Origin of the sequence: Caulobacter sp. (genome assembly GCF_017744445.1) — a bacterium.
Lineage (GTDB): Bacteria > Pseudomonadota > Alphaproteobacteria > Caulobacterales > Caulobacteraceae > Caulobacter.
The window spans coordinates 1-23,334 of record NZ_JAGIBH010000013.1 but is presented as its reverse complement, the minus strand read 5'-3'; the positions used below and the strand labels follow the sequence as shown (position 1 = coordinate 23,334).

Below are 23,334 nucleotides of genomic sequence, written 5' to 3'. Positions count from 1 at the left end.
CGAAACCGCCACAGCCGCGTTTACCCGGCATGTCGCGCCGCGCCGTCCTGACCGCTCTCCTCGCCCTGCCTCTGCTGTATGCCTGCGGCGAGAAAAAGCCGATGCTGGGCCAAGAAGAGCCGGTGATGAAGCCCAAGCGGCTGCAGAAGCGTATCGAGGCGATCGCCGTCCGCGCACAGCCGGCGACGCTGGGCGTGGCGGTGGAGGACCTGACCACGCGGCAGATGTGGGTCTTCAATGGCGATCGCGCCTTCCCGCTGGGCGCCGCCGCGCGCGTCCCGATCCTGGCGGCGGCCATGGCCGAGACAGCGGGCGGCCGCCTGTCGCCCGAGACGACCATGCCCGTCCGCGACGTCGACCTGTCCCCACCGCCCAGCGCCGTGGCCGACGCCTGGCCCGAGCGCCAGGTGTGGAGCGTCGTCGACCTGGAGGTGCTGGCCGAGCACGGCGACGCCACGGCGCTGGACCTGCTCACCAAGAAGATCGGCGGGCCGGGCGCGGTCGGCGGCTGGCTGGACGTCAAGCGCATCGAGGGCGTCCGCGTCGATCGCTACCAGCGCCAGGTCCGCACCGAGGCCCTGGGCCTGGCCTCGTTCCGCGCCGACTGGAAGGGCGAGGCCGCCTGGAACAAGGCCATCGCCGCCGTGCCGCCCGAACAACGCGCCCGCGCCGCCCACGAACTCCAGACCGACCACCGCGACACCGCCACGCCCGTGGGCATGCTGCGTCTGCTGGAGGCCTTCATGCAGCGCGAGTTGGGCGTGTCGCCCGACGCCGATCGCCTGCTGGGCCACGATCCCGGCCATCTGGCCCTGGCCTTGCCCAAGGGCGCGAAGCTGGCCCAGGCGGCCGGCTCGGCGCGCGCCGACCAGGGCTTCACGCCTTCCAGCCACGCCCTGGCCGTGGTCGAGCTGAAGGGCGGCCGGCGCGTGGCTTTCGTGGTGTTCCTGACCGGTTCGACCGCCGACGCGGCGACGCGCGAGCGGCTCATCGCCGAGGTCGGAAAGACCGTCCTCGAAGAGTTCTAGCGCCGGCGAACTCGCGCCAGGGCCTCCAGCAGCTGGGCCGGATGCAGCGGCTTGGCCAGGTGCAGGTCCGCGCCAGCCGAGTGGGCGGCGGCGACGTGCTCCTCCATGGCGTTGGCGGTCAGCATGACCACCAGCACCGGCGGCGCGTTCGAAGCCGCCTCACGCGCGCGGATGGCGCGGGTGGCGGTCAGGCCGTCCATCACCGGCATCTGCATGTCCATCAGCACCGCGTCGAAGCTGGCGGCCTCCAGCGCGTCCAGCGCCGCCTGGCCGTCCTCGACCATGGTCAGGTCCACGCCGAACGGCTCCAGCACGATCTCGACGACCTTGCGGTTGGTCGGATGATCCTCGGCGACCAGCACCCGCAGGCCCTCCAGCGAGATCTCGCGATCCTCCTCGACGGCGTTCTGCGCCATGTTTTCGCAGCGGACCAGCGGCAGCACGACCTCGAACCGCGCGCCCTGGCCGGGCGTCGCCTGGGCATCGATTGTGCCGCCCATCATCTCGGCCAGAGCCGCGCAGATCGAAAGGCCCAGGCCCGTGCCGCCGAACTGGCGGGTGATCGACTGGTCGGCCTGGACGAAGCGCTTGAACAGGCGGTCGCGCACGGCCCCGTCGAAGCCGACGCCGGTGTCGCGCACCACGAAGCGCACCGCCTCGCCCACCCGGTCGACCTCCAGCGAGACCTCGCCCTCGGCCGTGAACTTCACGGCGTTGGCCAAGAGGTTGGAGAGGATCTGGCTGATCCGCGCGGCGTCGCCGTCATAGGTTCCTTCGGCGTCGGGCGCGACCGACCAGCGGAACACCAGGTGCTTGGCCTCGGCCGCCGCCGCGTGCAGCTCGGCCATGCCGCGCACCAGTTGCGTCAGGTCGAACGCGCCGAGGGTCAGCTGGAACTCGCCGGCCTCGATCTTGGAGACATCCAGGATGTCGCCCAGCACCTGCTCCAGCAGGCGTCCCGACGACGAGACCAGGGCGGCGAGCTCGCGGCGGGCTTCCGGATCGTCTTCATTAGCCAGGCGGTCGCCGATGGCGATCACCCCGTTCAGCGGCGTGCGCAGCTCGTGGGACATATTGGCGAGGAACACCGACTTGGCCTGGTTGGCGCGCTCCAGCTCGGCGGTGCGCTCGGCCACGCGATCTTCCAGCGAGCGGCGCAGCTCCTCGTTGCGGTCGCGCTGGCGACGCAGCGCCCTGGCCAGGGAGCCGATCTCGTCCGGCCGCGCCTCGATCGGGCGAGCGGCGGCGGGGTCGCCCTGCTGCTGGGCATCGGCCAGCTTCTCGAGCGGCTCGGTGACCATGCGGTTGGTCAGGCGGTAGAGCAGCGGGGCCTGCAGGGCCACGCCGATGAAGCCGAACAGCAGCACCCATGAGGCGGTCTTCAGCGACGACCAGACGATATCGCTGGACGGGAACGCCATGATGAACCACCAGCCCGGCTCGACCAGGCGGCCATAGGCCACCAGCTTGTCCCCCTTGGGCGACAGCACCGTGCCGACCTCGCGTTTCTGGGCGGCGATGTGCTCGACCAGGCGCTTGAGATCGTTGTCCGCCTCGAACTTGCGCAGGATGCCGACATCCACCACGCCGTTGCGGGCCAGACCTTGCGCGGCCACCAGCTCGCCGTCGTCGGCCACGATCAGATTGCGCCCGCCCGGCAAGGCGTCGGCCACGGCGCGCAGCAGGTAGCTGTCCAGCGACAGGCTGGTGCCGAACGCCCCCATGAACTGGCCCTTGTAGTAGAAGGGCGTCATGCAGGCCGCGTTCAGGCCCCGGCCGCTGGGGTCCGAGATCAGCCGCCGCAGCTTGGTGCACTTCATGACCCGCGCCGGATTGTTCTCCGGCAAGGTCAGCAAGGTCATCTCCTCATGGGCGATGGAGAGGTCCGGCGGCGCGGTCTGGCGGTAGTACATCAGCCGATCGGGCCGGTTGGGGCCGAACATCACCAGCCGCGTGCGGGGCGTGAAGAAGTAGAAGTTGTCATAGTGGCGGATCTCGGTCTCGCCGGTCGAAGCCACAACGTCGGTCGCGCCGACGAACAGTTCCTGCTCGGGCAGGCTCATGGTGTGAGCCTGGGGCAGGTAGGCGCCGACGCCATAGACATAGCGGTTGCCGATCCGCGCGCCGTCGAACAGGCCCGGGATCGAACGCCGCGTGCCGTCGCCCTTCTCCGGGAACAGGCGCTGGAACTGGGCGTGGACCTCGGGGTCGTCGCTCATGGCCAGACGCCGGGTCAGGGCCTCGCCCGCCGCGTCGTGCACCTTGACCAGGTCGGAGAACAGGCGGTCCTCGGTCTTGACCCGCTCGCCGACATATTCGGCCAGGTGGCGGGTTTGGGTGTCGGCGGCGCTCTTGCGCACGAAGACGAAGGCCGCCGCCGTCGCGACGCCCGTCACGGCGATCGACAGGATCGCCACCATGGTCAGCAGCCGCCGCGCCAGCGGGGAGGTCACCCCCGCGATCGCCCCCGGATGGTCGTTCAAGAGTACTCCCTGGCCCGCGCCCTTGGGCCGTTATCCCCAAATCGCTACGCTTGAACGCTGAACTGACTGGCAAGGTCGAAGCGACTGGCTTTTCCCCCGCGACGCAACAGTCTATAGCCTCCCGGTCCGCGCCGCTTCCTGGCCCTGTGCGCCAGATCGCCACAGGCGCGCCACCGCCAGAGGAACCTCCCCGCAATGGCCAAGATTAAAGTCGCCAACCCCGTCGTCGACATGGACGGCGATGAAATGACCCGGATCATCTGGAAGCTCATCAAGGATAAGCTGATCTTCCCTTACCTGGATCTGGAACTGGACTACTACGACCTGTCGGTCGAAAACCGCGACGCCACCGATGACCAGGTGACGATCGACGCGGCCAACGCCACGAAGAAGCACGGCGTCGCCGTGAAGTGCGCCACCATCACCCCGGATGAGCAGCGCGTCGAGGAATTCAGCCTCAAGAAGATGTGGAAGTCGCCGAACGGCACGATCCGCAACATCCTGGGCGGCGTGATCTTCCGCGAACCGATCATCTGCCAGAACGTGCCGCGCCTGGTGCCGGGCTGGACCCAGCCGATCATCGTCGGCCGTCACGCCTTCGGCGACCAATACCGCGCGACCGACTTCAAGTTCCCCGGCAAGGGCACCCTGTCGATCAAGTTCGTCGGCGACGACGGCGAAGTGATCGAGCACGAAGTCTTCAAGGCCCCGGACGCCGGCGTCGCCATGGCGATGTACAACCTCGACGACTCGATCCGCGACTTCGCCCGCGCCTCGTTCGCCTACGGCCTGAACCGCGGCTATCCGGTCTATCTCTCGACGAAGAACACGATCCTGAAAGCCTATGACGGCCGCTTCAAGGACATCTTCCAGGAGATCTTCGACGCCGAATACGCCGACCAGTTCAAGGCCAAGGGCATCCACTACGAGCACCGCCTGATCGACGACATGGTCGCCTCGGCGCTGAAGTGGTCGGGCGGCTACGTCTGGGCCTGCAAGAACTACGACGGCGACGTGCAGTCGGACATCGTCGCCCAGGGCTTCGGCTCGCTGGGCCTGATGACCTCGGTGCTGATGACGCCGGACGGCAAGACGGTGGAAGCCGAAGCCGCCCACGGCACCGTCACCCGCCACTACCGCCAGCATCAGAAGGGCGAGAGCACCTCGACCAACTCGATCGCCTCGATCTTCGCCTGGACGCGTGGCCTGGCCCACCGCGCCAAGCTGGACAACAACCAGGAACTGGCCGACTTCGCCGCCACCCTGGAAAAGGTCTGCATCGACACCGTCGAGAGCGGCTACATGACCAAGGACCTGGCCCTGCTGGTCGGCGACAAGCAAGGCTGGCTGACCACCGAAGGCTTCCTCGACAAGATCGACGAGAACCTGAAGAAGGCCATGGCCTAAGTTTCCCTTCCGCCCCCTGCGGGGGCGGACGGTCGCGCAGCGACCAGGTGGGGGCAAGTAGAGTGACAGAACTCTGACTCGCCCCCTCCGCGCTTCGCGCTCCTCCCCCGAAGGGGGAAGAAGGATCGAAAAACAGAAACGCCCCGGAGGATCTCCTTCGGGGCGTTTTTCTATTCCGCTCGGCCGCGCTCCATGACGGCTCCGGCAAAGTCGATCACACACATCGCGCCCCACTGCCGGTGGCTTCCACAGGCCACGCCGGCCGTGGTGTATCCCGCCCCGAAAATGTTGCGGCGATGCCCTCGCCCCGGCACGCGGCTGTCGATGATCAGCTGCCGCACGACCTGCCGCGCATCGTCATAGCCGTACGAAATGTTCTCGGCTGAAAGGCCCGCATAGACCCCCGCCGCCCGCAGGCGCAGCCCCAGGCTGCCGGCCGCGCCATGGCCGACCTCGCCGCGCGGGCCTTGCAGCCGCACATGCTCCAGCGCCGCCGACCCGATCCGGCGATCGGCCTTCAGCGGCGGCAGAGGCCGCTGGCGCTCCAAGAAATCGATAGCCTCCTCCACCGCGCCCGGCTCCTCCTGCTCGAACGCCCACTCGGGCGCGCGGCGCAGTTCGCGGGCGTAGTCGGCCGGATGGGCCCGGGCGTAGTTGACCTCGTCCAGCACCGCCTCATCGAGATCAGCGGCATGCGCCATGGCGGGGATCAGGAAAGCGGCCACAAGGGCGGCGGCGCACGCGAAGGCGGGCGCGTCGGGACAACGCAACACTTGGCTTTACTCTCGATACTGAACGTCCCCGCTCGTCAGATATCAGCGACCGCCCAGCCGATCGACGCGCGTGTTGTCGCAACAATCCATGGGCGACAATTGACAAATACAACTTATAAGACTTCACTTGCGTGCAAGTCGTCCGATCGGACGCCTTCCCCGATCCGTAGTCGAGAGTTTCCTCCCCGACCGGATCCGCCTCCAGCGCCGCCCCCGCCCCCGGGAGCGGCGCTTTTTTCTGCGCCTCCCCCAAGGCCTCCCCGCAGCGAGCGCCCCTCACGCGCGAGCGCCCTTGCGGCGAACGGCGATAGCTGGTCTATCCGCGTTAACCTTTGAGGGCGGGCAAAGCGGCATGACTCTGCAGAAGCGGATCTGGGACCTGATCGTTCTGGCGATCTTCGTCTTCGCCGCCGCCTTCGCCACGGCGCCCTGGTTCGCGTTCCGGGCGCTGAAGGCCGCCGCCCAGTACGAAGACGTCCAGGCCATCGGCGAGCTGGTCGACTTCCCGGCCGTGCGACGCAGCCTGACCGGCCAGCTGATCGCCGACGCCCCCGCCGCCCAGCCCGAGAGCCCCTCAATCTGGCGCGACCCGCTGGGCGTCTTCAAGAAGGCCATCGAGCCCATGGCCCCGCCCGAGCCCAAGGTCGACCGCTACCTGACCGTGGCCGGCGTCTCGGCCCTGACCCGCGGCTACGCCCCTGGCAAGGCCCCGCCCGCCTCGTCCCGCGACGGCTCGCTGGGCGGCCAGATCAAGGACGCGGTGCGCGGTCCTTATCCGGGCATCGCCTATTGGGACCCCAATCGCGTGCGCATCTCGATCAAGCGCCCAGACGCCAGCGGCAAGGTCACGATCTTCACCTTCGAGCGCAAGGCGCTGTTCACCTGGAAGCTGGTGCACATCCGCCTGCCGGGCGACGAGCGGCAGGGCTAGCCTGACCTCCGTGCTGCATCTCGTTCTCGACGTCGTCTCGCGGGTCTGGCCGTTCTTCCTGCTGGTCGGCGCGGGCCTGACGCTCAGCCGCCTGCGCCTGCTCGACGCCAAGATGACCCAAGGCCTGTCGGCCTATGTCTATTGGGTCGGCTTCCCCGCCCTGCTGCTGCACTCGCTGTCGCGCCTGGGACGCCCCGGACACGACCTGCTGCTGGGTTTGGCGGCCTATGCTGGCGCGGGCCTCTTGGTCATGGCCGCCGTCGTCACGGCCGGCCGGCTGCTGGGCTGGAGCAAGGCCGAGCGCGGCGGCGCGGGCATGGCGTCCGGCGTGGGCAACAGCGCCTTCCTGGCCCTGCCGATCACCGCGTCCGTCATGGGGGCAGAGACCGCCCGCCTGGTCGCCGGCGTCGTGGCCATCGACTTCGTAGTGATGGCCGCCACCGGCGTGGGCCTGCTGGGCTGGGCGGCCGGCCGCTCGGTCTGGCGCTCGACCGTCCAGGCGTTCCGCAACCCGGTCGTGGCCGCCGCCCTGGCCGGCGTCGCCCTGGCCCTGCTGGACCTCGCTTTGCCCGAGCCCCTGGACCGCGCCGTTGGCATGGCCGCCGTCTCGGGCAGTCCGGTTGGCCTGGTAGCCCTGGGCGCGGCCCTGGGCCTGCGAGAAACCGAGGGCCAAACCGCGCCGTCCTGGGGTCCCGTCACCCTGGCCGCCATCGGCAAGCTGGTCGCCTTCCCGCTGCTGGCCTGGTTCGCCATCGGCCTGACGCCGGCCCCGCCCGCCTTCCGCGCCGGCGCGACCCTGCTGGCCGCCGCGCCGACGGCGGTGAACGTCTTCATCCAGACCCGCGCCTATGGCGTCTTCGCCCGTGGCGCCGCCCGCACGGTGGCCCTGACCACAACGCTGTCGATGGTCACCCTGGCCCTGGCGGCCCTGCTGCTGCGCTAAGCCATTCATCCCATAAATTGCGCACCGTCACGCTTGCCGTGTTTGACACCCCTTGTCTCGACCACTAAACGCTCTTGCGAGTCATTATCGTTTGCACAGAGGTTGTCCATGACCCCGTCCCTCCGCGCCCTTCTGCTGGCTGGCGTCGCCGTGACGAGCGTTCCATGCCTGGCTCTGGCGACCGAGACTGGCGCGGACAGCGCGGCGGAAGCCAACCAGGTCGAAGGCGTGGTGATCACCGGCGCGCGCACCCGCACCTCGGCGGTGACGGGTCTCGACATGAGCCTGCGCGAGACGCCCCAGTCGGTGACGATCATCAACCAGGAGCGGATCAAGGACTTCGCCCTGACCGACGTGAACCAGCTGCTCGACCAGGTGACGGGCGTCAATGTCGAGCGGGTCGAGACCGACCGCACCTATTACAACTCGCGCGGCTTCGACATCACCAACTTCCAGGCCGACGGCATCGGCCTGCCGCTGATCTGGGGCATCCAGTTCGGCGAGCTGGACACGGTGCTGTTCGAGCGTGTCGAGACCGTGCGCGGCGCCAACAGCATGATGACGGGCACGGGCAATCCGTCGGCGACGATCAACTACGTCCGCAAGCGCCCGACCAAGACCTTCCAGGCCTCGGGCGCGCTGCAGTACGGCTCATGGGACAACAAGCGGCTGGAGGCCGACGTCTCGGGTCCGCTGAATGCCTCGGGCACGCTGGCCGGCCGGCTGATCTACGCCAACGAGGATCGCGACAGCTATCTGGACTATTACGGCGTCAACCGGAACGTCTACGGCGCCCTGCTGGCCTGGGACGCGACCTCGAACCTGACCGCCACGGTCGGCTGGTCGATGCAGGACAACCGCGCCCGCGGCAACAACTGGGGCGCCCTGCCCCTGGTCTATAGCGACGGCACGCGGATCGACTATCCGCGCTCGGCCTCGACCTCGGCCGACTGGACGCACTGGAACGTCCGCGACCAGACCGCCTTCGCCGAGCTAGCCTGGCGCTTCGACAACGACTGGCAGGTCAAGGCGATCGGAACGTTCAAGCGTTTCGAGGAGAACGCCAAGCTGCTGTACGCCTACAACAATCCCGATCCGGTGACGGGCCTGGGCGTCGAGGGCATGGCCGGCGTCTATCCGTCGATCTACGAGAACTACATCCTGGACGCCTATGCCTCGGGTCCGTTCCAGGCGTTCGGCCGCGAGCACCAGCTGGTGATCGGCGGCCAGACCTCACGTTCGCACGGGCATGAGTACGAGGACTTCTCGCAGGACCCGATCATCTATCCGTCGATCAAGGACTGGGGCAGCGTCCAGGTCGCCGAGCCGACCTTCCCCGGCGCCTATCTGGCCACCGACCAGGTCGACCGCCTGTCGCGCTTCTACGCCGCCGCCCACCTGAACCTCTCCGACCGCCTGAAGGTCGTGGCCGGCTTCAACGCCCTGAAGCTGAAATCCAAGGGCTATTCGTATGGCGCCGACACCCCGCGCAACGACAGCGAGGTCAGCCCCTACGCCGGCGCGGTGTTCGACCTGTCCGAGAACGTGTCGCTGTACGCCAGCTACACCGACATCTTCAATCCGCAGTCGGAAGTCGACGTCACCCACGCGCGGCTGGATCCGGCCCACGGCAAGAGCTACGAGGCCGGCTTCAAGAGCGAGTGGCTGAACAAGCGCCTCTATCTGACCGGCGCGGTGTTCACCTCGCGCCAGGCCGGCCTGGCGACCTATGCCGGCGACTTCCCGGACGGCAAGAGCTACTACGCCGGCGTCGACACCAAAGCGACCGGCTACGAGCTGGAGGCTGTCGGCGCGATCAACGACCAGTGGCGGGTCAGTCTGGGCTGGACCGACCTGACCATCAAGGACGCCGACGGGAACAAGGCCCGCCTGTTCACCCCGCGCAAGACGCTGAAGGCCTCGACCACCTACACCATCCCGTCGCTGCGTAACCTGACCCTGGGGGCCCAGGTCCGCTGGCAGGACGATATCGAGGGCGCCGACATCGTGCCCGTCACCCAGAAGGCCTATGGCGTCATCGACCTGATGGCTGGCGTCGACCTGACGGAGAAGGTCCGCGCCACGGTCAACGTCAAGAACGCGACCGACAAGACCTATCTGGCCAGCCTGATGTGGAACCAGGCCTATTACGCCGCCCCGCGCAGCGTCTCGCTGCGTCTCGACTACACGTTCTAGGAGCAGGTCATGGACGCCCGCACCCCGCCTGCCCTGGCCAAAGCCCCTAGCCTGAGCCTGCCCAAGCAGGCCGTGCGCCCGCTGCTGGGCTTCTTCCACCGCTGGGTGGGGCTGTTCATCGCCGGCTTCCTGTTCATTTCGGGCGTCACCGGCGCGGTCATCTCGTGGGACCATGAGCTGGACGACCTGCTCAACCCGCACCTGATGCACGCTCGCGCCGAAGGGACGCCCAAGGCCCCGCTGGAGGTGGCCAAGCTGATCGAGGCCCGCGACCCGCGCGTCCAGGTCACCTTCATCCCGCTAGCCCCGGAAAAGGGCGAGGCCTACGCCTTCGGGGTCGACGCCAAGCAGAACCCGACCACCGGCAAGCTGTACACGCCCGGCTACAACCAGGTTTTCATCGATCCGGCGACCGGCGACGAACTGGGCCGACGCAACTGGGGCGCGGCCTGGCCGATCACGACCGAGACCTTCGTCTCGTTCCTCTACGTGCTGCACTACACCCTGCACATCCCGGCCATGTGGGGCGTCGACCGCTGGGGTGTGTGGCTGATGGGCGCGATCGCCGTGCTTTGGACGATCGACTGCTTCGCCGGCTTCTACCTCACCCTGCCGGCCCAAAAGAACGCAAAGGGGACCGGGAAAGGCTACTGGAGCCGCTGGAAGCCCGCCTGGCAGATCAAGACCAAGGCCAGCGCCTACCGGATCAATTTCGACATCCACCGGGCCTTTGGCCTGTGGCTGTGGGGCGTCTTGTTCACCGTGGCCTTCACGGCCTTCTCGCTAAACCTCTACACCGAGGTCTTCTATCCGGTGCTGTCCAAGGTCTCTAAGACCACGCCCGGCCCGTTCGAGTTGCGCACGCCCGCGCCGCTGGACCAGCCGATCATCGCCAGGAAGACCTATGCCCAGGTCATCGAGACGGCCAAGGTCGAGGCCAGGAAGCGCGGCTGGACCGACCCCGTCGGCGGCGCCTTCTATGCCCCGGCCTATGGCGTCTATGGCGTGACCTTCCACCAGCCGGGCGGCGACCACGGCGCGGCGGGGGTCGGCACGCCCTATCTCTACTATGACGGCCAGACGGGCCTGCCCGCCGGCGAGCGCCTGCCATGGGTCGGCACCGCCGCCGACATCTTCGTCCAGGCGCAGTTCCCGCTGCACTCGGGCCGCATCCTGGGCCTGCCCGGACGAATCCTGATCTCGTTCATGGGCGTGGTGGTGGCCGCGCTCAGCGTCACCGGCGTCGTGATCTGGCTGAAGAAGCGCAAGGCGCGGGTGGCCCGCCAGGCGAAGGCCTGACTGCTGACAATCCCTGTCAGCGGCCCGGCCTAGTCTTGGCGTCAGGAGGAGACGCCATGATCAGCTACATCACCATCGGCGCCAGCGACATCGACCGCGCCGGCGACTTCTACGACGCCGTGCTGGGCGCGCTGGGCAACCAGCGGCTCTGGCGGCAAGGCGACTGGATCGGCTACGGCCCCGATCCCGAGCACGCCACCGTCATGATCTGCAGCCCCGAGAACGGTCAGCCCGCCAAGGCCGGCAACGGCATCATGGTGGGGCTGAAGGCCGAAACCTCCGAGCAGGTCGACGCCTTCTACGCCGCCGCCATGGACAAGGGCGGATCCTGCGCCGGCCCGCCCGGTCCACGTCCAGCCTATGGCGAGGGCTACTACCTGGCCTATGTCCGCGATCCCGACGGCAACAAGCTGTCGGCTTTCTTGAAGAGCTAACCCGGTCCCTGCCCGCTCAGCACATTGGAGGTCGGCGCGCCGCCGGGCGGCCCCTGGTCGCCAGCCTTCCAGCCCGTCGGGCACGGGCCGATGCGCTGGTAGCGGCGCGCCTGGACAACCTTGCCGCCGGCGGACTGCAGCGGCTGCAGGGCGAAGCGGACGGTGAAGTCGTCGACCTTGTGGCGTGTCGTCGTGACATAGAGGCCGTAGCGCGCGTCGCCGACCTGGCAGCGCTTGATGTGCTCGTCGGCGGTGTCCTTGGCGGCCTGGCCATACAGCTGGCAGGGCGCACCGTTGATATTCGGCTCGACGCGCGAAAACGAGCTGACCACCTCGGGATTGGCGCAGACCATGACCACACCTGTCTGGCCGCCGGAGTCCTCGACCACCTCGATCCGCCACAGGGCCGGCGGCGCGAAGTGCTTTGGCGCCTGCGCATTCTGCCCGCAGCCGGCCAAGGCCAGCAGACCGACGACCATCAGAGCCTTTCGCGACATACGACCATCCGGACTTGAACTACATATGTAATTCTATTGAACTGGCGCGCGCACTGCCGTCAAGTCACAACCTCAGTCGACCGAGGGAGAGCTGCGGTGAAGGCAATGGCGAGAATTTTCACGATCTGCGCAACATCGTTGGTGCTTGCCGTCTCGGCGGGCTTGGCCACCGCTTCCGCCGCCGAACCTTCCGGCTTCGCCAGCAGCGCGGATGTCCAGGCCCAGATCCGCGAGATGCTCACGGCGATGAAGCCCGATCAGGGGTTCATGTGGCGTCCGCTGGTGCGCGACGGCGCTACCGTGGCGGCGATCGAAATCTGGAAAAAACCCGGCCGCCCCGCCGTTCACCCCACCGAAGCCGAATACGCCATCGTGCTGGAGGGCGCCGGCACGCTGATTTCCGGCGGGACCATGGCCGATCCCAAGCCCAAGAACCCCAACCTGATCGAGGGCAGCCAGATCGATGGCGGTGAGACCCGGACACTGGGGCCGGGCGACGTCATCCTCGTCCCCGCCGGCGTGCCGCATTGGTTCGGGATCACCGGCGAGCGGTTGGTCCTGCTGGGAATCAAGCTGCCGGGCGCGAAGTAGCGACCCGCTGATAACTGGAAGTGGCGAGTGGAACTTAAACTGTTGACGTGGAAGGACCCTGGTCTTGACGCGCGTCGAAGCTCCGCATCGCGATCCGCGCCACGGCTTCCAGTTCCGCCCGCGTCGCGCCATCCCGCGCCAGGATCGACATCCCGCTCTGGACCGTCTGAACGAAGCGGGCGAGGGCGTGGACGTCGGTTGCGGCCGGAAGCTCGCCGGCCTCCACGCCTTGATCCAGTCGCGCCTTCAGCCGCTCCAAGCTGCCCAGGCGCGCCGCGCGGACCAACTCGCCGAGGCTCGCATGGCCTTCTTCGCCGACCATGGACAAGGTCACCATGCAGCCTCGGGGCATGTCGCACAGCGAACCGGTCAAGGAGGCGGCCGAGTCCAGCAGCCACGCCGCCACCGCCTCGCGCGCCGTTGCGCCGGCCCTGAACCCACCCCAGCCCATCTCGTCATAGGTCTGGCGGTAATGGTCGAGCGCCGCGCCATACAGCGCTTCCTTCGAACCGAACGCCGCGTAGAGGCTGGGCGCGCCAATCCCCATCGCCGCGGTCAGGTCGGAGATGGACGTGGCCTCGTAGCCCCGCTCCCAGAACAGCAGCATCGCCTGAGCCAGCGCCGCGTCGCGGTCGAACGCGCGCGGCCGACCGCGCCCGCGCCCTAGGGTGTTGGCGTCGCTTTTCGGACCTTGTTCTGAATTTTGCATCGATCGTTAGATAAGTCCCTTGAACCGGTCCGACAACCTTCCTAGCTATTTGTGTATCGATCACTCCATAAATGGACTCTGGACTCACATGACGAATTTGGCTGGCAAGCGCGCCCTGGTGACAGGCGCTTCTCGCGGCATCGGGGCCGCGATCGCTCTGGAGCTCGCCCAACAGGGCGCGGACGTCGCCATCACCTACGAACGCGCCGCCGACAAGGCCGCGGAGGTCGTGAAGGCCATCGAGGCCAAGGGTCGCAAAGCCGTCGCCATCCAGGCCGACAGCGCCGACGTCGCGGCGGTGAAGCGGTCGGTGGACGAGGCGGCGGCCGCGCTCGGCGGTCTCGATATCCTGGTCAACAACGCCGCCATCGCCCGCTACGCCCCGTTCGCCGAGATCAGCCAGGAAGATGTCGACGCCCTCCTGGCGGTGAACGTGCGCTCGCCGATCTTCGCGGCCCAGGCGGCCATTCCGCACCTGAAGGCCGGCGGTCGTGTCATCACCATCGGCTCGGCCGGCGCCGACCGCATCGTGGGCGATCCGGGCGCCGCCTACTACATGACCAAGTCGGCGCTGCAGTCGTTCAACCGCGGCCTGGCCCGTGAACTGGGTCCGCGCGACATCACCGTGAACCTGGTGCAGCCGGGCTCGACCGACACCGACATGAACCCGTCCGATGGCGAATCTTCGGATTTTCAGCGCTCGCTGATCCCGCTCGGCCGCTACGGCAAGCCGGAGGACGTGGCCGCCGCGGTAGCCTTCCTGGCGTCGCCCGCCGCCCGTCAGATCACGGGGACGATTCTGAACGTCGACGGCGGCGCGCTGACCTAGATCCCGTTCGCAGGGGGCGTTTTCGCGCGCCCCTGCGAACCTCCGCTAGCCGCGTGAAAAAGGGGACGCCTTTCGGCGTCCCCTCATCTCGTCTTAGGCTGGAGGCCCGATCAGCCGGCCAGCGCCGCCTTGACCGCCGCGAGGCCTTCATTGGCCTTGCTGTCGTCGGGCGCGCCGCCCTGGGCGAAGTCGGCCTTGCCGCCGGCGCCTTGGCCGCCCATGGCGATCACGGCGGCCTTGGCCAGGTCGGCGGCGCTGAACTTGCCGGTCAGGTCGGCGGTGACGGCCACGGTGACGGCGGCCTTGCCGTCGCTGGTGCCAACCAGGGCGACGACGCCCGAGGTCAGCTGCTTCTTGAACTCCTCGGCGACGCCGCGCAGCTCCTTGCCGCCGACGCCGTCCAGGACGCGAGCGATCAGAGCCGTGCCGTTGACGTCTTCCGGACCGGCCGCCGCGCCGCCACCGCCGCCCAGGGCCAGCTGCTTCTTGGCGTCGGCCAGTTCCTTCTCGAGACGCTTGCGGTCGGCGATCAGGGCGTCGACGCGGCTCGCCACGTCGGCGACCGGGGTCTTGAACTGATCAGCCAGCGACTTGGCCACGCCCGCCTGGTCCAGCAGGAAGCGGCGGGCCGCCTCGCCGGTCAGGGCCTCGATGCGGCGCACGCCGGCGGCGACGCCCTGCTCCGAGACGATCTTGAACAGGGCGATGTCGCCGGTGCGGGCCACGTGGGTGCCGCCGCACAGCTCGACCGAATAGGCCTTGGCTTCGTCGGCCAGCGACTTGCCCAGGGTCAGGACGCGGACGCTGTCGCCGTACTTTTCGCCGAACAGCGCCACGGCGCCGGCTTCGATGGCCTCCTGCGGGGCCATTTCCTTGGTCTCGGCCGGGACGTTCTGGCGGATGACCTCGTTGACCTCGGCCTCGATGCGGTCGAGTTCCTCGGCCGTCAGCGGGCCGCCGTGGCTGAAGTCGAAGCGCATGCGCTCGCCGTCGACCATCTGGCCCTTCTGGGCGACGTGCGGGCCCAGCACGTGGTGCAGGGCGGCGTGCACCAGGTGGGCGGCCGAGTGGTTGGAGCGGGTGGTATGGCGGCGCTCGGCGTCGACCGAGGCCACGACCTGGTCGCCGACCTTCAGGTCGCCCGACAGCTCGACGCGGTGGACGAACAGTTCGCCCGCCTGCTTCTGGGTGTCGATGACGCGGTTCTCGCGGCCATTGGCCTCGATCACGCCGGTGTCGCCGGCCTGACCGCCGCTCTCGGCGTAGAAGCTGGTGCGGTCCAGCACGACCTCGGCGGTCACGCCGGCAGAAGCGCTCTCGACCTCGACGCCGTCGACGACGATCGCCTTCACGACGCCCGTGGTCTCGGTGTTCTCATAGCCGACGAAGTCGGTCGCGCCGGCCTTTTCCTTGATCGCGAACCAGGCGGCCGCGCCGGCCTGTTGGCCCGAACCGGCCCAGTTGGCGCGCGCCATCTCGCGCTGCTTCTGCATCGCCGCATCAAAGCCGTCGGTGTCGACAGTCAGGCCCTTGGCGCGCACGGCGTCCTGGGTCAGGTCAAGCGGGAAGCCGTAGGTGTCGTACAGCTTGAAGGCGGTCTCGCCGTCCAGCACGCCGCCGGCCGTCAGGTTGGCGGTGGCGTCGTCCAGCAGGCCCATGCCGCGGCCCAGGGTGACGCGGAAACGCTCTTCTTCCTGGCGCAGGGTCTCGACGATCGAGGCCTCGGCGCGGCGCAGTTCCGGATAGGCCTGGCCCATCTCGGCCACCAGGGTCGGCGCCAGGCGGTGCATCAGGGGCTCGTTGGCGCCCAGCAGATAGGCGTGGCGCATGGCGCGGCGCATGATGCGGCGCAGGACGTAGCCGCGGCCTTCGTTCGACGGCGTGACGCCATCGGCCAGCAGGAACGACGACGAGCGCAGGTGGTCAGCGATGACGCGGTGCGACGGGGCCTGGTCGCCCTCGGCCGCAACACCGGTCAGCTCGACCGAGGCGGCTATCAGCGACTTGAACAGGTCGACGTCATAGTTGTTGTGCACGCCCTGCAGGACCGCCGCGACGCGCTCCAGGCCCATGCCGGTGTCGATCGAGGGCTTGGGCAACGAGACGCGCTCGCCGCCGGCCAGCTGCTCGAACTGCATGAAGACCAGGTTCCAGATCTCGATGAACCGATCGCCGTCCTCATCCGGGCTGCCCGGAGGGCCGCCGGGGATGCCTTCGCCATGGTCGTAGAAGATTTCCGAGCACGGGCCGCACGGGCCGGTGTCGCCCATGGACCAGAAGTTGTCGCTGGTCGGGATGCGGATGATGCGATCGTCCGACAGGCCGGCGATCTTCTTCCACAGCGCGGCCGCCTCGTCGTCGGTGTGGTACACCGTGACCAGCAGCTTTTCCTTGGGCAGCTTGAACTCGCCGGTCAGCAGGGTCCAGGCGTGGTGGATTGCCTGTTCCTTGAAGTAGTCGCCGAACGAGAAGTTGCCCAGCATCTCGAAGAAGGTGTGGTGGCGGGCGGTGTAGCCGACATTGTCCAGGTCGTTGTGCTTGCCGCCGGCGCGGACGCACTTCTGCGAGCTGGCCGCGCGCGGATGGGCCGGCGTCTCGGCGCCCGTGAACACGTTCTTGAACGGCACCATGCCGGCATTGACGAACAGCAGGGTCGGATCGTTCTGCGGCACCAGCGGCGCCGAGGGCGTCACGGCGTGATCGGCCTTGCCGAAGTAGTCGAGGAAGGTGCTGCGGATCTCGTTCAAGCTGGGCATGAGCGTCTCAAGTGTGGGCGTCCGGCGAGCGGCCGGGAGTCGCGCGCTGCATAGCGCGGTTTTTGGCGAAGGGGAAACCGATCCACAGATGGGGACCCAGGTTGAGGCGGAAAAGGGCGGGTTCGGAGGCTGAGATGCTCCCCCGCGATGCGGGGGAGCTGTCGGCGGAGCCGACTGAGGGGGCAAGTGCTGCTTAGGCCGAGCTAGCCCCCTCCGGCCCTCCGGGCCACCTCCCCCGCATCGTGGGGGAGGATCTCCGTCCCAGAAACGAAATAGGCCGCCTGGCATGGGGTCCAGGCGGCCTGCAATCGCGGCCCTCGCGGCGGTCCGGCCGCGAGCGTGTTGAAGGCGGGGACGCCCGGGGTCGGGCGAGGGCCGCGAAACCGTAAGGCCCAGAGGTTTAGGTCTGGGGCCTCGTTCTTAGTCCTCTTCGCCCTCTTCCGGGCCGCCGACCAGGAGCTCTTCCTCGATCTTCTGCGACGACTTGCGGACGGCCGCTTCGATCGAGGCGGCGACGTCGGGGTTGGTCTTCAGGAACTCGCGGACATTGTCGCGGCCCTGGCCGATGCGCTGGCTACCGTACGAGAACCACGAACCGGCCTTGTCGATGATCCCGGCCTTGACGCCCAGGTCGATGACTTCGCCCAGCTTGGAAATGCCCTCGCCGTACATGATGTCGAACTCGACCTCGCGGAACGGCGGGGCCACCTTGTTCTTCACGACCTTCACGCGGACGTTGTTGCCGATGATCTCGTCACGCACCTTGACCGAGCCGGTGCGGCGGATGTCCAGGCGCACCGAGGCGTAGAACTTCAGCGCGTTGCCGCCCGTGGTGGTTTCGGGGCTGCCGTACATCACGCCGATCTTGTGACGGATCTGGTTGATGAAGATGACGATGGTGTTGGCCTTGTTGATCGAGGCGGTCAGCTTGCGCAGCGCCTGACTCATCAGACGGGCTTGCAGGCCCGGCAGGCTGTCGCCCATCTCGCCTTCGATTTCGGCCTTCGGGGTCAAGGCCGCGACCGAGTCGACGACCACGATGTCGACGGCGCCCGAACGCACCAGGGTGTCGGTGATCTCCAGGGCCTGTTCGCCGTTGTCGGGCTGCGAGACCAGCAGGTTGTCCAGATTGACGCCCAGCTTGTAGGCGTAGGACGGATCCAGCGCGTGCTCGGCGTCGACGAAGGCGGCGGTGCCGCCGGCCTTCTGGACCTCGGCCACCACGTGCAGGGCCAGGGTGGTCTTACCCGAGCTTTCCGGGCCATAGACCTCGACGATCCGGCCCTTGGGCAGGCCGCCGATGCCCAGGGCGATGTCCAGGCCGAGCGAGCCGGTGGAGACGGACTCCATCTCGACCTTGCCCTTTTCGCCCAGCTTCATCACCGAGCCCTTGCCGAACGCGCGGTCGATCTGGGCGAGAGCCGCCTCTAGCGCGCGTTGCTTGTCGCCTTCTTCCTTGCCCACGAGTTTCAAAGCCGCCTGACTGGTCATTGTTGATCCGCCCTCTATCCCATGATTCCGGTCGCCCGATCGGCGCTTCCAGCGCCGCGTCCCAACGACCTGTGGAACACAGTTAAGGCGTACATGCTTTGTTCCGAGTTCGCAAGATGTTCTCATCGCTAGAAACGTCCGTTTCTGACGTAGGCCAGAATGCCGCACCCTTCTGACTCTGAAATCAGTTGGCGCCCGCCGCGCCGAAACTGGTCCTTAAGTCCCGCTGTGCCAGCTTCGCCGCTTCTCGGGGGACTATCGACTTGTCCATTGATCCGCGCCGCCTGCTGGGGCTGGCCTTCGCCAGCGCCGATCTTCTCGTGGAATTGCAGAGCGGCCGCGTGCGCCTGGCGCTGGGCGCGGCGCAGAAGGTCATGGGCAAGTCCGAGGTCGGCCTGACGGGTCAGGCCTGGTCTGAGCTGTTCCACCCCGACGACCGCCCCTTGATGGAGGCCATGCTCAGCTGCGCCGACGACGGCATCCGCCGGGGTCCCGTGGTGCTGCGTCTGGCCGGGACCGAGGAGCGCTGCGTCCGCGTGATCCTGCGCGCCCTGCCGGAGAACGACGGCCGCGTTTCGTGCGCCGTCACCGCCGCCCAGTCGGCCGGCCCTCCCCTGACCGCCGACAGCCTGCAGCCTCGCGAGTCGTTCGACGATATCGCCCAGGGCCTGTTCGAGGCCGCCCGCGTCACCGGCTTGGAGCTGGAACTGGCCATGGTCGAGTTCGCGGGCCTGGGGGCCATGCGCGAAGGCCTGACGCCCAGCGAGGCCCAGGCCCTGGACGTCCGCGTCGCCAGCGCCGTTCGCGCCGAGTCGCACGGCGGTTCGGCCGCCACCCGCCTGTCGCCCGACCGCTTCGCCCTGCTGCGCCAACGCGACGACCGGCCCGAGAACATGGTCAAGCGCCTGACCAAGATGGTCAGCGCCGAGGCCGACGCCCACCTGGTGCCGCTGGAGTCCGGCGGCGGCTCGTCCCGCGCCCTGCGCGCCCTGCGCTACGCCCTCGACGACTTCCTGCGCGAGGGCCTGAAGGACATGCCGCCGATGACCCTGTCGGAGGCGATGAACCGGTCCGTGAAGCGGACCCTGGCCCGCGCCGGCGCCCTGGGCGTGGCAGTCAGCCAGCGGCGCTTCACCCTGGCCTACCAGCCGGTGGTCTCGCTGGCCACGGGCCTGGCCCATCACCACGAGGCCCTGGTGCGGTTCGAGGACGGCGGCAGCCCGTTCGCCCTGATCCGCATGGCCGAGGAATTCGACCTGATCGAGGAGCTGGACCACGCCATCGTCGAGCAGGCCGTCAAGAAGCTGGCCAATGACCAGGAGCGCAAGCTGCGCCTGGCGGTCAATGTCTCGGGCCAGACGATCGGCAACGAGAGCTTCGTCGACCATGTCAGTCGCCTGCTGGCCAAGTTCGACGAGGCCAAGGGCCGGCTGATCTTCGAGATCACCGAGACCCGCGCCATCGACAACCTGGCCGTGGCCAACCAGCACATCCAGGCCCTGCGCGGCATGGGCTCGCTGGTCTGCCTGGACGACTTCGGGGCCGGCTCGTCCTCGTTCGCCTACCTGCAGCAGCTGCAGCTGGACATCGTGAAGATCGACGGCCGCTACGTCCGCGAACTGGCCGACAACGGCCGCGACGGGGCCCTGGTGCGCCGCCTGGTCGAGCTGTGCCGCGATCTGAAGATCCGCACCGTCGCCGAGATGGTCGAGACCGTCGAGGTCGAGGAGATCGTCCGCGCGGCGGGCGTCGACTTCGCCCAGGGCTGGCTGTACGGCAAGCCCGCCGACAAGCCCGCCCCCGCCCTGCGACCCAGCGCGCCGGTCAAAGCCGTGGCGCGCCGGGCCGGGGCTTCGGACAGCTGGGGCTAACCCCCTCCACCGCCTTCGACGGTCCCCCTCCCCCATTGAGGGGGGGAGGAGTTCACGACTAGGCCTTGCCGCCCTTGCTGACGATGTAGTCGTCGACCACGCGTTCCAGCACCGTCAGCGGCATGGCCCCCGACAGCAGGGTCGCGTCGTGGAATTCGCGGATGTCGAACTTCTTGCCCAGCGCCTTCTGGGCCTTGGCGCGGACGCGAAGCCAGACGATCTTGCCGATCATGTAGCTGCAGGCCTGGCCCGGCCACACGACGTAGCGTTCGATCTCGGTGATCGTGCCGCTTTCCTCGTCGCCCATGGTCTCGGCCATGTACTTCACGGCCTGTTCGCGGCTCCACTTCTTGTGGTGCATGCCGCTGTCGACCACCAGGCGGACGGCGCGGAACAGGGCGTCGTGCAGCATGCCGATATGGCCGCGCGGGTCGCTCTTGTAGATGCCCATCTCGACGGCCAGCTGCTCGGAATAGAGCGCCCAGCCCTCGCCGTAGCCCGAGAACCAGACCAGCTTGCGGATCATCGGCAGGCCTTCGGCCTCGTTCGACAGCGAGCCCTGCAGGTGGTGGCCCGGGACGCCCTCGTGCACCGTCAGGGTGGTCAGGATGTACTTGGCCTGCTCGGCCGTGTCGCGCAGGTTGATCCAGTAGATGCCGGGGCGCTTGCCGTCCAGCGAGGGCGAATTGTAGTAGCCGGCCGGGGCGCCGGCCTCGATGGCCTTGGGCACGCGGCGGATCTCCAGCGGAGCCTTGGGCAGGGCGCCGAAATAGGCCGGCAGCTGCTTCTGGATCCAGGCGGCCTTTTCGTTCAGGTCCTTGATCAGCTGTTCCTTGGCCGCGTCGGTGTTGGGATAGATGTCCTTGCCCAACTCGCGCATGCGGTCGCCGACCGTGCCGGTCTTCATGCCGATGCTCTTGAACAACTTGTCGGCTTCGGCCGAGATCGACTTCACCAGGTCCAGGCCCAGCTGGTGGATCTCGTCCGGCGTCAGGGTCGAGGTCGTGTAGTTCTTCAGCGACGTGGCGTAGTAGGCGCCGCCGTCCTTCAAGCGCCAGCAGCCGGCGTCGTGCACGGCCTTGGGGCGAGCCCATTCCATCAGCGCGATCTGGCGCTTCAGGGCCGGCAGCACCGAGCCTTCGTAGATCTTGGAGGCTTCACCGGCCCAATCCCCGGCAATGTTCTTTTCCTTGGTCCGGCGAGCGATCGACTTGACCAGCGGCGCGTCGGCCGTCGGGGTGTCGGCGAAGGCCTTCATCTGGACCAGGGCCTTATCGATGATGAAGTCGGGCGGGATCACGCCGTCGGCCATGTCCTGCTTGGCGATGGCGGTTTCCTGATCCATCAGGCGAGCAAAGCCCTCCATCCGCGCGAGGTACGCGTCGGCGTCGGCCTTGGTCTCGATGCTGTGCTGGGTGTCCAGGAAGTCCGGCATCTGCTGGTACGAACCGGTCAGCTGCGAGAGCACGTAGGGCGCGCCCGAACCGCCGCCCCCGTAGGTGAACTGCTTGTTGCCCTCGTCCTGGACGGCCAGCACGAATTCGACGGTGTCGTAGTTGGCCGCGTCCATGCCCTTGAGGGCGCGGCGGTCGATGCCGCGCAGGGCGGCGAGCTGCCGGGCGGTCTGGGCCTTGCCGGCCTCGATGGCGGCGGCCGAGCGATCGGTCAGCAGGTCCTTGGTCCAGGCCAGGTCGCCGCTGTCCAGGCCCAGGCTGGTGGCCGTCTCGGGCGACTGGCGCAGCTGCTTGGCCATGATGTCGTCGAACAGGGCGTTCAGCTTGGCGACTTCGCCTTCACGCGCGAAAGCCAGGGTCGGCACGCCTCCGGTGGCGGCGAAGCCCGCGGCGGCGGTGGCGAACATCATATGGCGACGATTGAGCAAGGCTTTCCCTCCCAGGCCCGTAATTAGAGGCGAAGGCGTAGGCCCCTCCCCGAGTTTGGCGAAATTAATTCCGAGTCATCCGGCGAAATCCAGCAGTGATTGCGGTCACACCGCTCAGGCCAGGGTCACGAAGAGCTCGTTCTCGATCACCCACTGGCCGGTGACCTTCTTCCAGGTGGCCAGATAGGTCCCAGACTGTTCGGCCGCGTCCTTCCACGAGCCCACCCAGCGGCCGCGCTCGGCGGCGCGATTGCCGTCGGCGTCCAGGTCGATCTGCTCGGTCGTGCGGACATAGGCGATGAAGCCGCGATCGGCGAACTGGCCGGCGAAGGCGGCCAGCACGTCCTCGGCCCCCAGCAACAGCGAACCGTCGCCAGCGATCAGGGTCATGCGCGGATCGAAGAACGGCCGCAGCCGCGCGGCGTCCTTGGCGGCGATCAGCTTGTTGGTCAGCTTGCGGCGGGCGGCGATGGCGTCAGCGGGCGTGGTCATGGGCTCTTTCCAGGTCGTGGTGTCGGTGTAGCTTGCGAGCCGCATCCGCCGCAAACCGCGAGTCTCATGCCTGTTCCTACCCTGACCACCGCCCGCCTCACGCTCAGCGCGCCGCAGCTGTCGGACTTCGAGGACAGCAAGGCCATGTGGGCCGACCCCGTGGTGGTCCGCCACGTCGGCGGCCGCGCCTTCACCGAGGAGGAGAGCTGGACCCGCTTGATGCGCGCCCGCGGCCTGTGGGCGGTGCTGGGCTTCGGCTACTGGGCCGTGCGCGAGACCTCGACGGGGCGGTATGTCGGCGAGGTCGGCTTCGCCGACCTGCGCCGCGACCTGACGCCCAGCCTGTATGGCCTGCCGGAGATGGGCTGGGTGTTGGCGGCCTGGTCGCACGGCCAGGGTTTTGGAACCGAAGCGGTCGGCGCGGGTCTGGCCTGGATCGACCAGGCGATGGCCCCGCCGGTCGTGCCCTGCATCATCGACGCCGACAACGCGCCGTCCCTGGCCCTGGCGGCCAAGATGGGGTTCCTGATCAAGGCGCATACGACCTACAAGGGGTCTCCGATCGTGATGATGGAGCGGCGGCGCTAGGCGCCACGCTGAGCGCCCCCTCCGTCACGATGCTTCGCATCGCGCCACCTCCCCCGTTTCACGGGTGAGGAGGAAGCTGCACCCTCCTGCCCCGCTTGCGGGGGAGGTGGATCGGCGCCGATAGGCGACGAGAC

At 68.1% G+C, this 23,334-nt stretch carries 19 protein-coding genes and 1 pseudogene; 11 read left to right on the top strand and 9 right to left on the bottom strand.

The features are described from left to right. Nucleotides 1-29: 29 nt before the first annotated feature. On the top strand, nt 30-1,028 hold the full coding sequence (locus tag J7528_RS18255; RefSeq protein ID WP_291877266.1) for a serine hydrolase: 999 nt from the start codon (nt 30-32) through the stop codon (nt 1,026-1,028). Here J7528_RS18255 and J7528_RS18250 read toward each other — a convergent pair. Continuing rightward, nucleotides 1,025-3,511 (bottom strand): ATP-binding protein, encoded by a 2,487-nt coding sequence (locus tag J7528_RS18250; protein WP_291877263.1) that lies wholly within the window; start codon nt 3,509-3,511, stop codon nt 1,025-1,027. The two genes, J7528_RS18255 and J7528_RS18250, sit on opposite strands and share 4 nt — an antisense overlap. Nucleotides 3,512-3,706: 195 nt before the next feature. On the opposite strand from J7528_RS18250, the gene J7528_RS18245 reads away from it, so the two are divergent. After that, on the top strand, nt 3,707-4,918 hold the full coding sequence (locus J7528_RS18245; RefSeq protein ID WP_184721382.1) for an NADP-dependent isocitrate dehydrogenase: 1,212 nt from the start codon (nt 3,707-3,709) through the stop codon (nt 4,916-4,918). A 170-nt stretch (nt 4,919-5,088) separates the two neighbouring features. Here J7528_RS18245 and J7528_RS18240 read toward each other — a convergent pair whose 3' ends face one another. Next, entirely contained in the window at nt 5,089-5,691 is a 603-nt protein-coding gene (locus tag J7528_RS18240) for a CAP domain-containing protein (protein ID WP_291877255.1), read from the bottom strand. Nucleotides 5,692-6,043: 352 nt separating this feature from the next. Between J7528_RS18240 and J7528_RS18235 the strand changes: the two genes are divergently transcribed. The 5 genes from J7528_RS18235 (at nt 6,044) to J7528_RS18215 (ending at nt 11,494) form a co-directional block, all read left to right on the top strand. Then, on the top strand, nt 6,044-6,622 hold the full coding sequence (locus tag J7528_RS18235) for a DUF2939 domain-containing protein (protein WP_291877254.1): 579 nt from the start codon (nt 6,044-6,046) through the stop codon (nt 6,620-6,622). 10 nt (nt 6,623-6,632) lie between these two features. After that, nucleotides 6,633-7,565 (top strand): AEC family transporter, encoded by a 933-nt coding sequence (locus J7528_RS18230; RefSeq protein WP_291877253.1) that lies wholly within the window; start codon nt 6,633-6,635, stop codon nt 7,563-7,565. A gap of 108 nt (nt 7,566-7,673) precedes the next feature. Further along, nucleotides 7,674-9,761: a TonB-dependent siderophore receptor gene (locus J7528_RS18225; RefSeq protein ID WP_291877251.1), complete on the top strand. Its 2,088-nt coding sequence runs from the start codon at nt 7,674-7,676 to the stop codon at nt 9,759-9,761. A gap of 9 nt (nt 9,762-9,770) precedes the next feature. Further along, nucleotides 9,771-11,060, top strand: a complete 1,290-nt coding sequence (locus J7528_RS18220; protein ID WP_291877248.1) for a PepSY-associated TM helix domain-containing protein — start codon at nt 9,771-9,773, stop codon at nt 11,058-11,060. Between the two features lie 56 nt (nt 11,061-11,116). After that, complete coding sequence (locus J7528_RS18215) at nt 11,117-11,494, top strand: VOC family protein (RefSeq protein WP_291877247.1); 378 nt, start codon at nt 11,117-11,119, stop codon at nt 11,492-11,494. On the opposite strand, the gene J7528_RS18210 is transcribed toward J7528_RS18215, so the two are convergent. Next, entirely contained in the window at nt 11,491-11,991 is a 501-nt protein-coding gene (locus J7528_RS18210) for a hypothetical protein (protein ID WP_291877244.1), read from the bottom strand. The genes J7528_RS18215 and J7528_RS18210 overlap by 4 nt on opposite strands. A gap of 162 nt (nt 11,992-12,153) precedes the next feature. Between J7528_RS18210 and J7528_RS18205 the strand changes: the two genes are divergently transcribed. Continuing rightward, the gene (locus J7528_RS18205) at nt 12,154-12,582 is read left to right on the top strand and encodes a cupin domain-containing protein (protein ID WP_291877241.1); all 429 of its coding nucleotides are present in this window, start codon (nt 12,154-12,156) and stop codon (nt 12,580-12,582) included. Between the two features lie 34 nt (nt 12,583-12,616). Here the strand turns inward: J7528_RS18205 and J7528_RS18200 are convergent, their stop codons facing one another. Beyond that, nucleotides 12,617-13,189, bottom strand: coding sequence for a TetR/AcrR family transcriptional regulator (locus tag J7528_RS18200; RefSeq protein WP_291877239.1), 573 nt, complete (start codon nt 13,187-13,189; stop codon nt 12,617-12,619). Nucleotides 13,190-13,379: 190 nt separating this feature from the next. Here J7528_RS18200 and J7528_RS18195 point away from each other — a divergent pair, with 190 nt between their 5' ends. Continuing rightward, complete coding sequence (locus J7528_RS18195; protein ID WP_291877237.1) at nt 13,380-14,120, top strand: 3-oxoacyl-ACP reductase family protein; 741 nt, start codon at nt 13,380-13,382, stop codon at nt 14,118-14,120. A gap of 110 nt (nt 14,121-14,230) precedes the next feature. On the opposite strand, the gene alaS is transcribed toward J7528_RS18195, so the two are convergent. Both alaS and recA read right to left on the bottom strand, forming a co-directional pair. Further along, a complete protein-coding gene (gene alaS, locus J7528_RS18190) occupies nt 14,231-16,876 on the bottom strand; it encodes an alanine--tRNA ligase (RefSeq protein WP_291877235.1) in 2,646 nt (881 codons plus the stop codon). A 420-nt stretch (nt 16,877-17,296) separates the two neighbouring features. Continuing rightward, nucleotides 17,297-18,367, bottom strand: coding sequence for a recombinase RecA (recA, locus tag J7528_RS18185; protein ID WP_291877233.1), 1,071 nt, complete (start codon nt 18,365-18,367; stop codon nt 17,297-17,299). Nucleotides 18,368-18,630: 263 nt separating this feature from the next. Between recA and J7528_RS18180 the strand changes: the two genes are divergently transcribed. After that, the gene (locus J7528_RS18180) at nt 18,631-20,238 is read left to right on the top strand and encodes an EAL domain-containing protein (protein ID WP_291877231.1); all 1,608 of its coding nucleotides are present in this window, start codon (nt 18,631-18,633) and stop codon (nt 20,236-20,238) included. 58 nt (nt 20,239-20,296) lie between these two features. On the opposite strand, the gene J7528_RS18175 is transcribed toward J7528_RS18180, so the two are convergent. Both J7528_RS18175 and J7528_RS18170 read right to left on the bottom strand, forming a co-directional pair. Next, nucleotides 20,297-22,120: a DUF885 family protein gene (locus tag J7528_RS18175; protein ID WP_291877228.1), complete on the bottom strand. Its 1,824-nt coding sequence runs from the start codon at nt 22,118-22,120 to the stop codon at nt 20,297-20,299. A gap of 114 nt (nt 22,121-22,234) precedes the next feature. Next, nucleotides 22,235-22,612 (bottom strand): nuclear transport factor 2 family protein, encoded by a 378-nt coding sequence (locus J7528_RS18170; protein WP_291877225.1) that lies wholly within the window; start codon nt 22,610-22,612, stop codon nt 22,235-22,237. 66 nt (nt 22,613-22,678) lie between these two features. On the opposite strand from J7528_RS18170, the gene J7528_RS18165 reads away from it, so the two are divergent. Further along, entirely contained in the window at nt 22,679-23,200 is a 522-nt protein-coding gene (locus tag J7528_RS18165; protein WP_291877223.1) for a GNAT family protein, read from the top strand. Here the strand turns inward: J7528_RS18165 and J7528_RS18160 are convergent. After that, nucleotides 23,197-23,334 (bottom strand): annotated as a pseudogene (locus J7528_RS18160) (hypothetical protein); the annotation flags it as partial. The gene J7528_RS18165 and the pseudogene J7528_RS18160 overlap by 4 nt on opposite strands.

What these genes read in the sequence shown, in the direction of transcription:
- J7528_RS18255 (WP_291877266.1), top strand. Translation starts at nt 30, where the DNA reads ATGTCGCGCCGCGCCGTCCTGACCGCTCTCCTCGCCCTGCCTCTGCTG.
- J7528_RS18245 (WP_184721382.1), top strand. Translation starts at nt 3,707, where the DNA reads ATGGCCAAGATTAAAGTCGCCAACCCCGTCGTCGACATGGACGGCGAT.
- J7528_RS18235 (WP_291877254.1), top strand. Translation starts at nt 6,044, where the DNA reads ATGACTCTGCAGAAGCGGATCTGGGACCTGATCGTTCTGGCGATCTTC.
- J7528_RS18225 (WP_291877251.1), top strand. Translation starts at nt 7,674, where the DNA reads ATGACCCCGTCCCTCCGCGCCCTTCTGCTGGCTGGCGTCGCCGTGACG.
- J7528_RS18220 (WP_291877248.1), top strand. Translation starts at nt 9,771, where the DNA reads ATGGACGCCCGCACCCCGCCTGCCCTGGCCAAAGCCCCTAGCCTGAGC.
- J7528_RS18215 (WP_291877247.1), top strand. Translation starts at nt 11,117, where the DNA reads ATGATCAGCTACATCACCATCGGCGCCAGCGACATCGACCGCGCCGGC.
- J7528_RS18210 (WP_291877244.1), bottom strand. Translation starts at nt 11,991, where the DNA reads ATGTCGCGAAAGGCTCTGATGGTCGTCGGTCTGCTGGCCTTGGCCGGC.
- J7528_RS18200 (WP_291877239.1), bottom strand. Translation starts at nt 13,189, where the DNA reads ATGCTGCTGTTCTGGGAGCGGGGCTACGAGGCCACGTCCATCTCCGAC.
- J7528_RS18195 (WP_291877237.1), top strand. Translation starts at nt 13,380, where the DNA reads ATGACGAATTTGGCTGGCAAGCGCGCCCTGGTGACAGGCGCTTCTCGC.
- alaS (WP_291877235.1), bottom strand. Translation starts at nt 16,876, where the DNA reads ATGCCCAGCTTGAACGAGATCCGCAGCACCTTCCTCGACTACTTCGGC.
- recA (WP_291877233.1), bottom strand. Translation starts at nt 18,367, where the DNA reads ATGACCAGTCAGGCGGCTTTGAAACTCGTGGGCAAGGAAGAAGGCGAC.
- J7528_RS18170 (WP_291877225.1), bottom strand. Translation starts at nt 22,612, where the DNA reads ATGACCACGCCCGCTGACGCCATCGCCGCCCGCCGCAAGCTGACCAAC.
- J7528_RS18165 (WP_291877223.1), top strand. Translation starts at nt 22,679, where the DNA reads ATGCCTGTTCCTACCCTGACCACCGCCCGCCTCACGCTCAGCGCGCCG.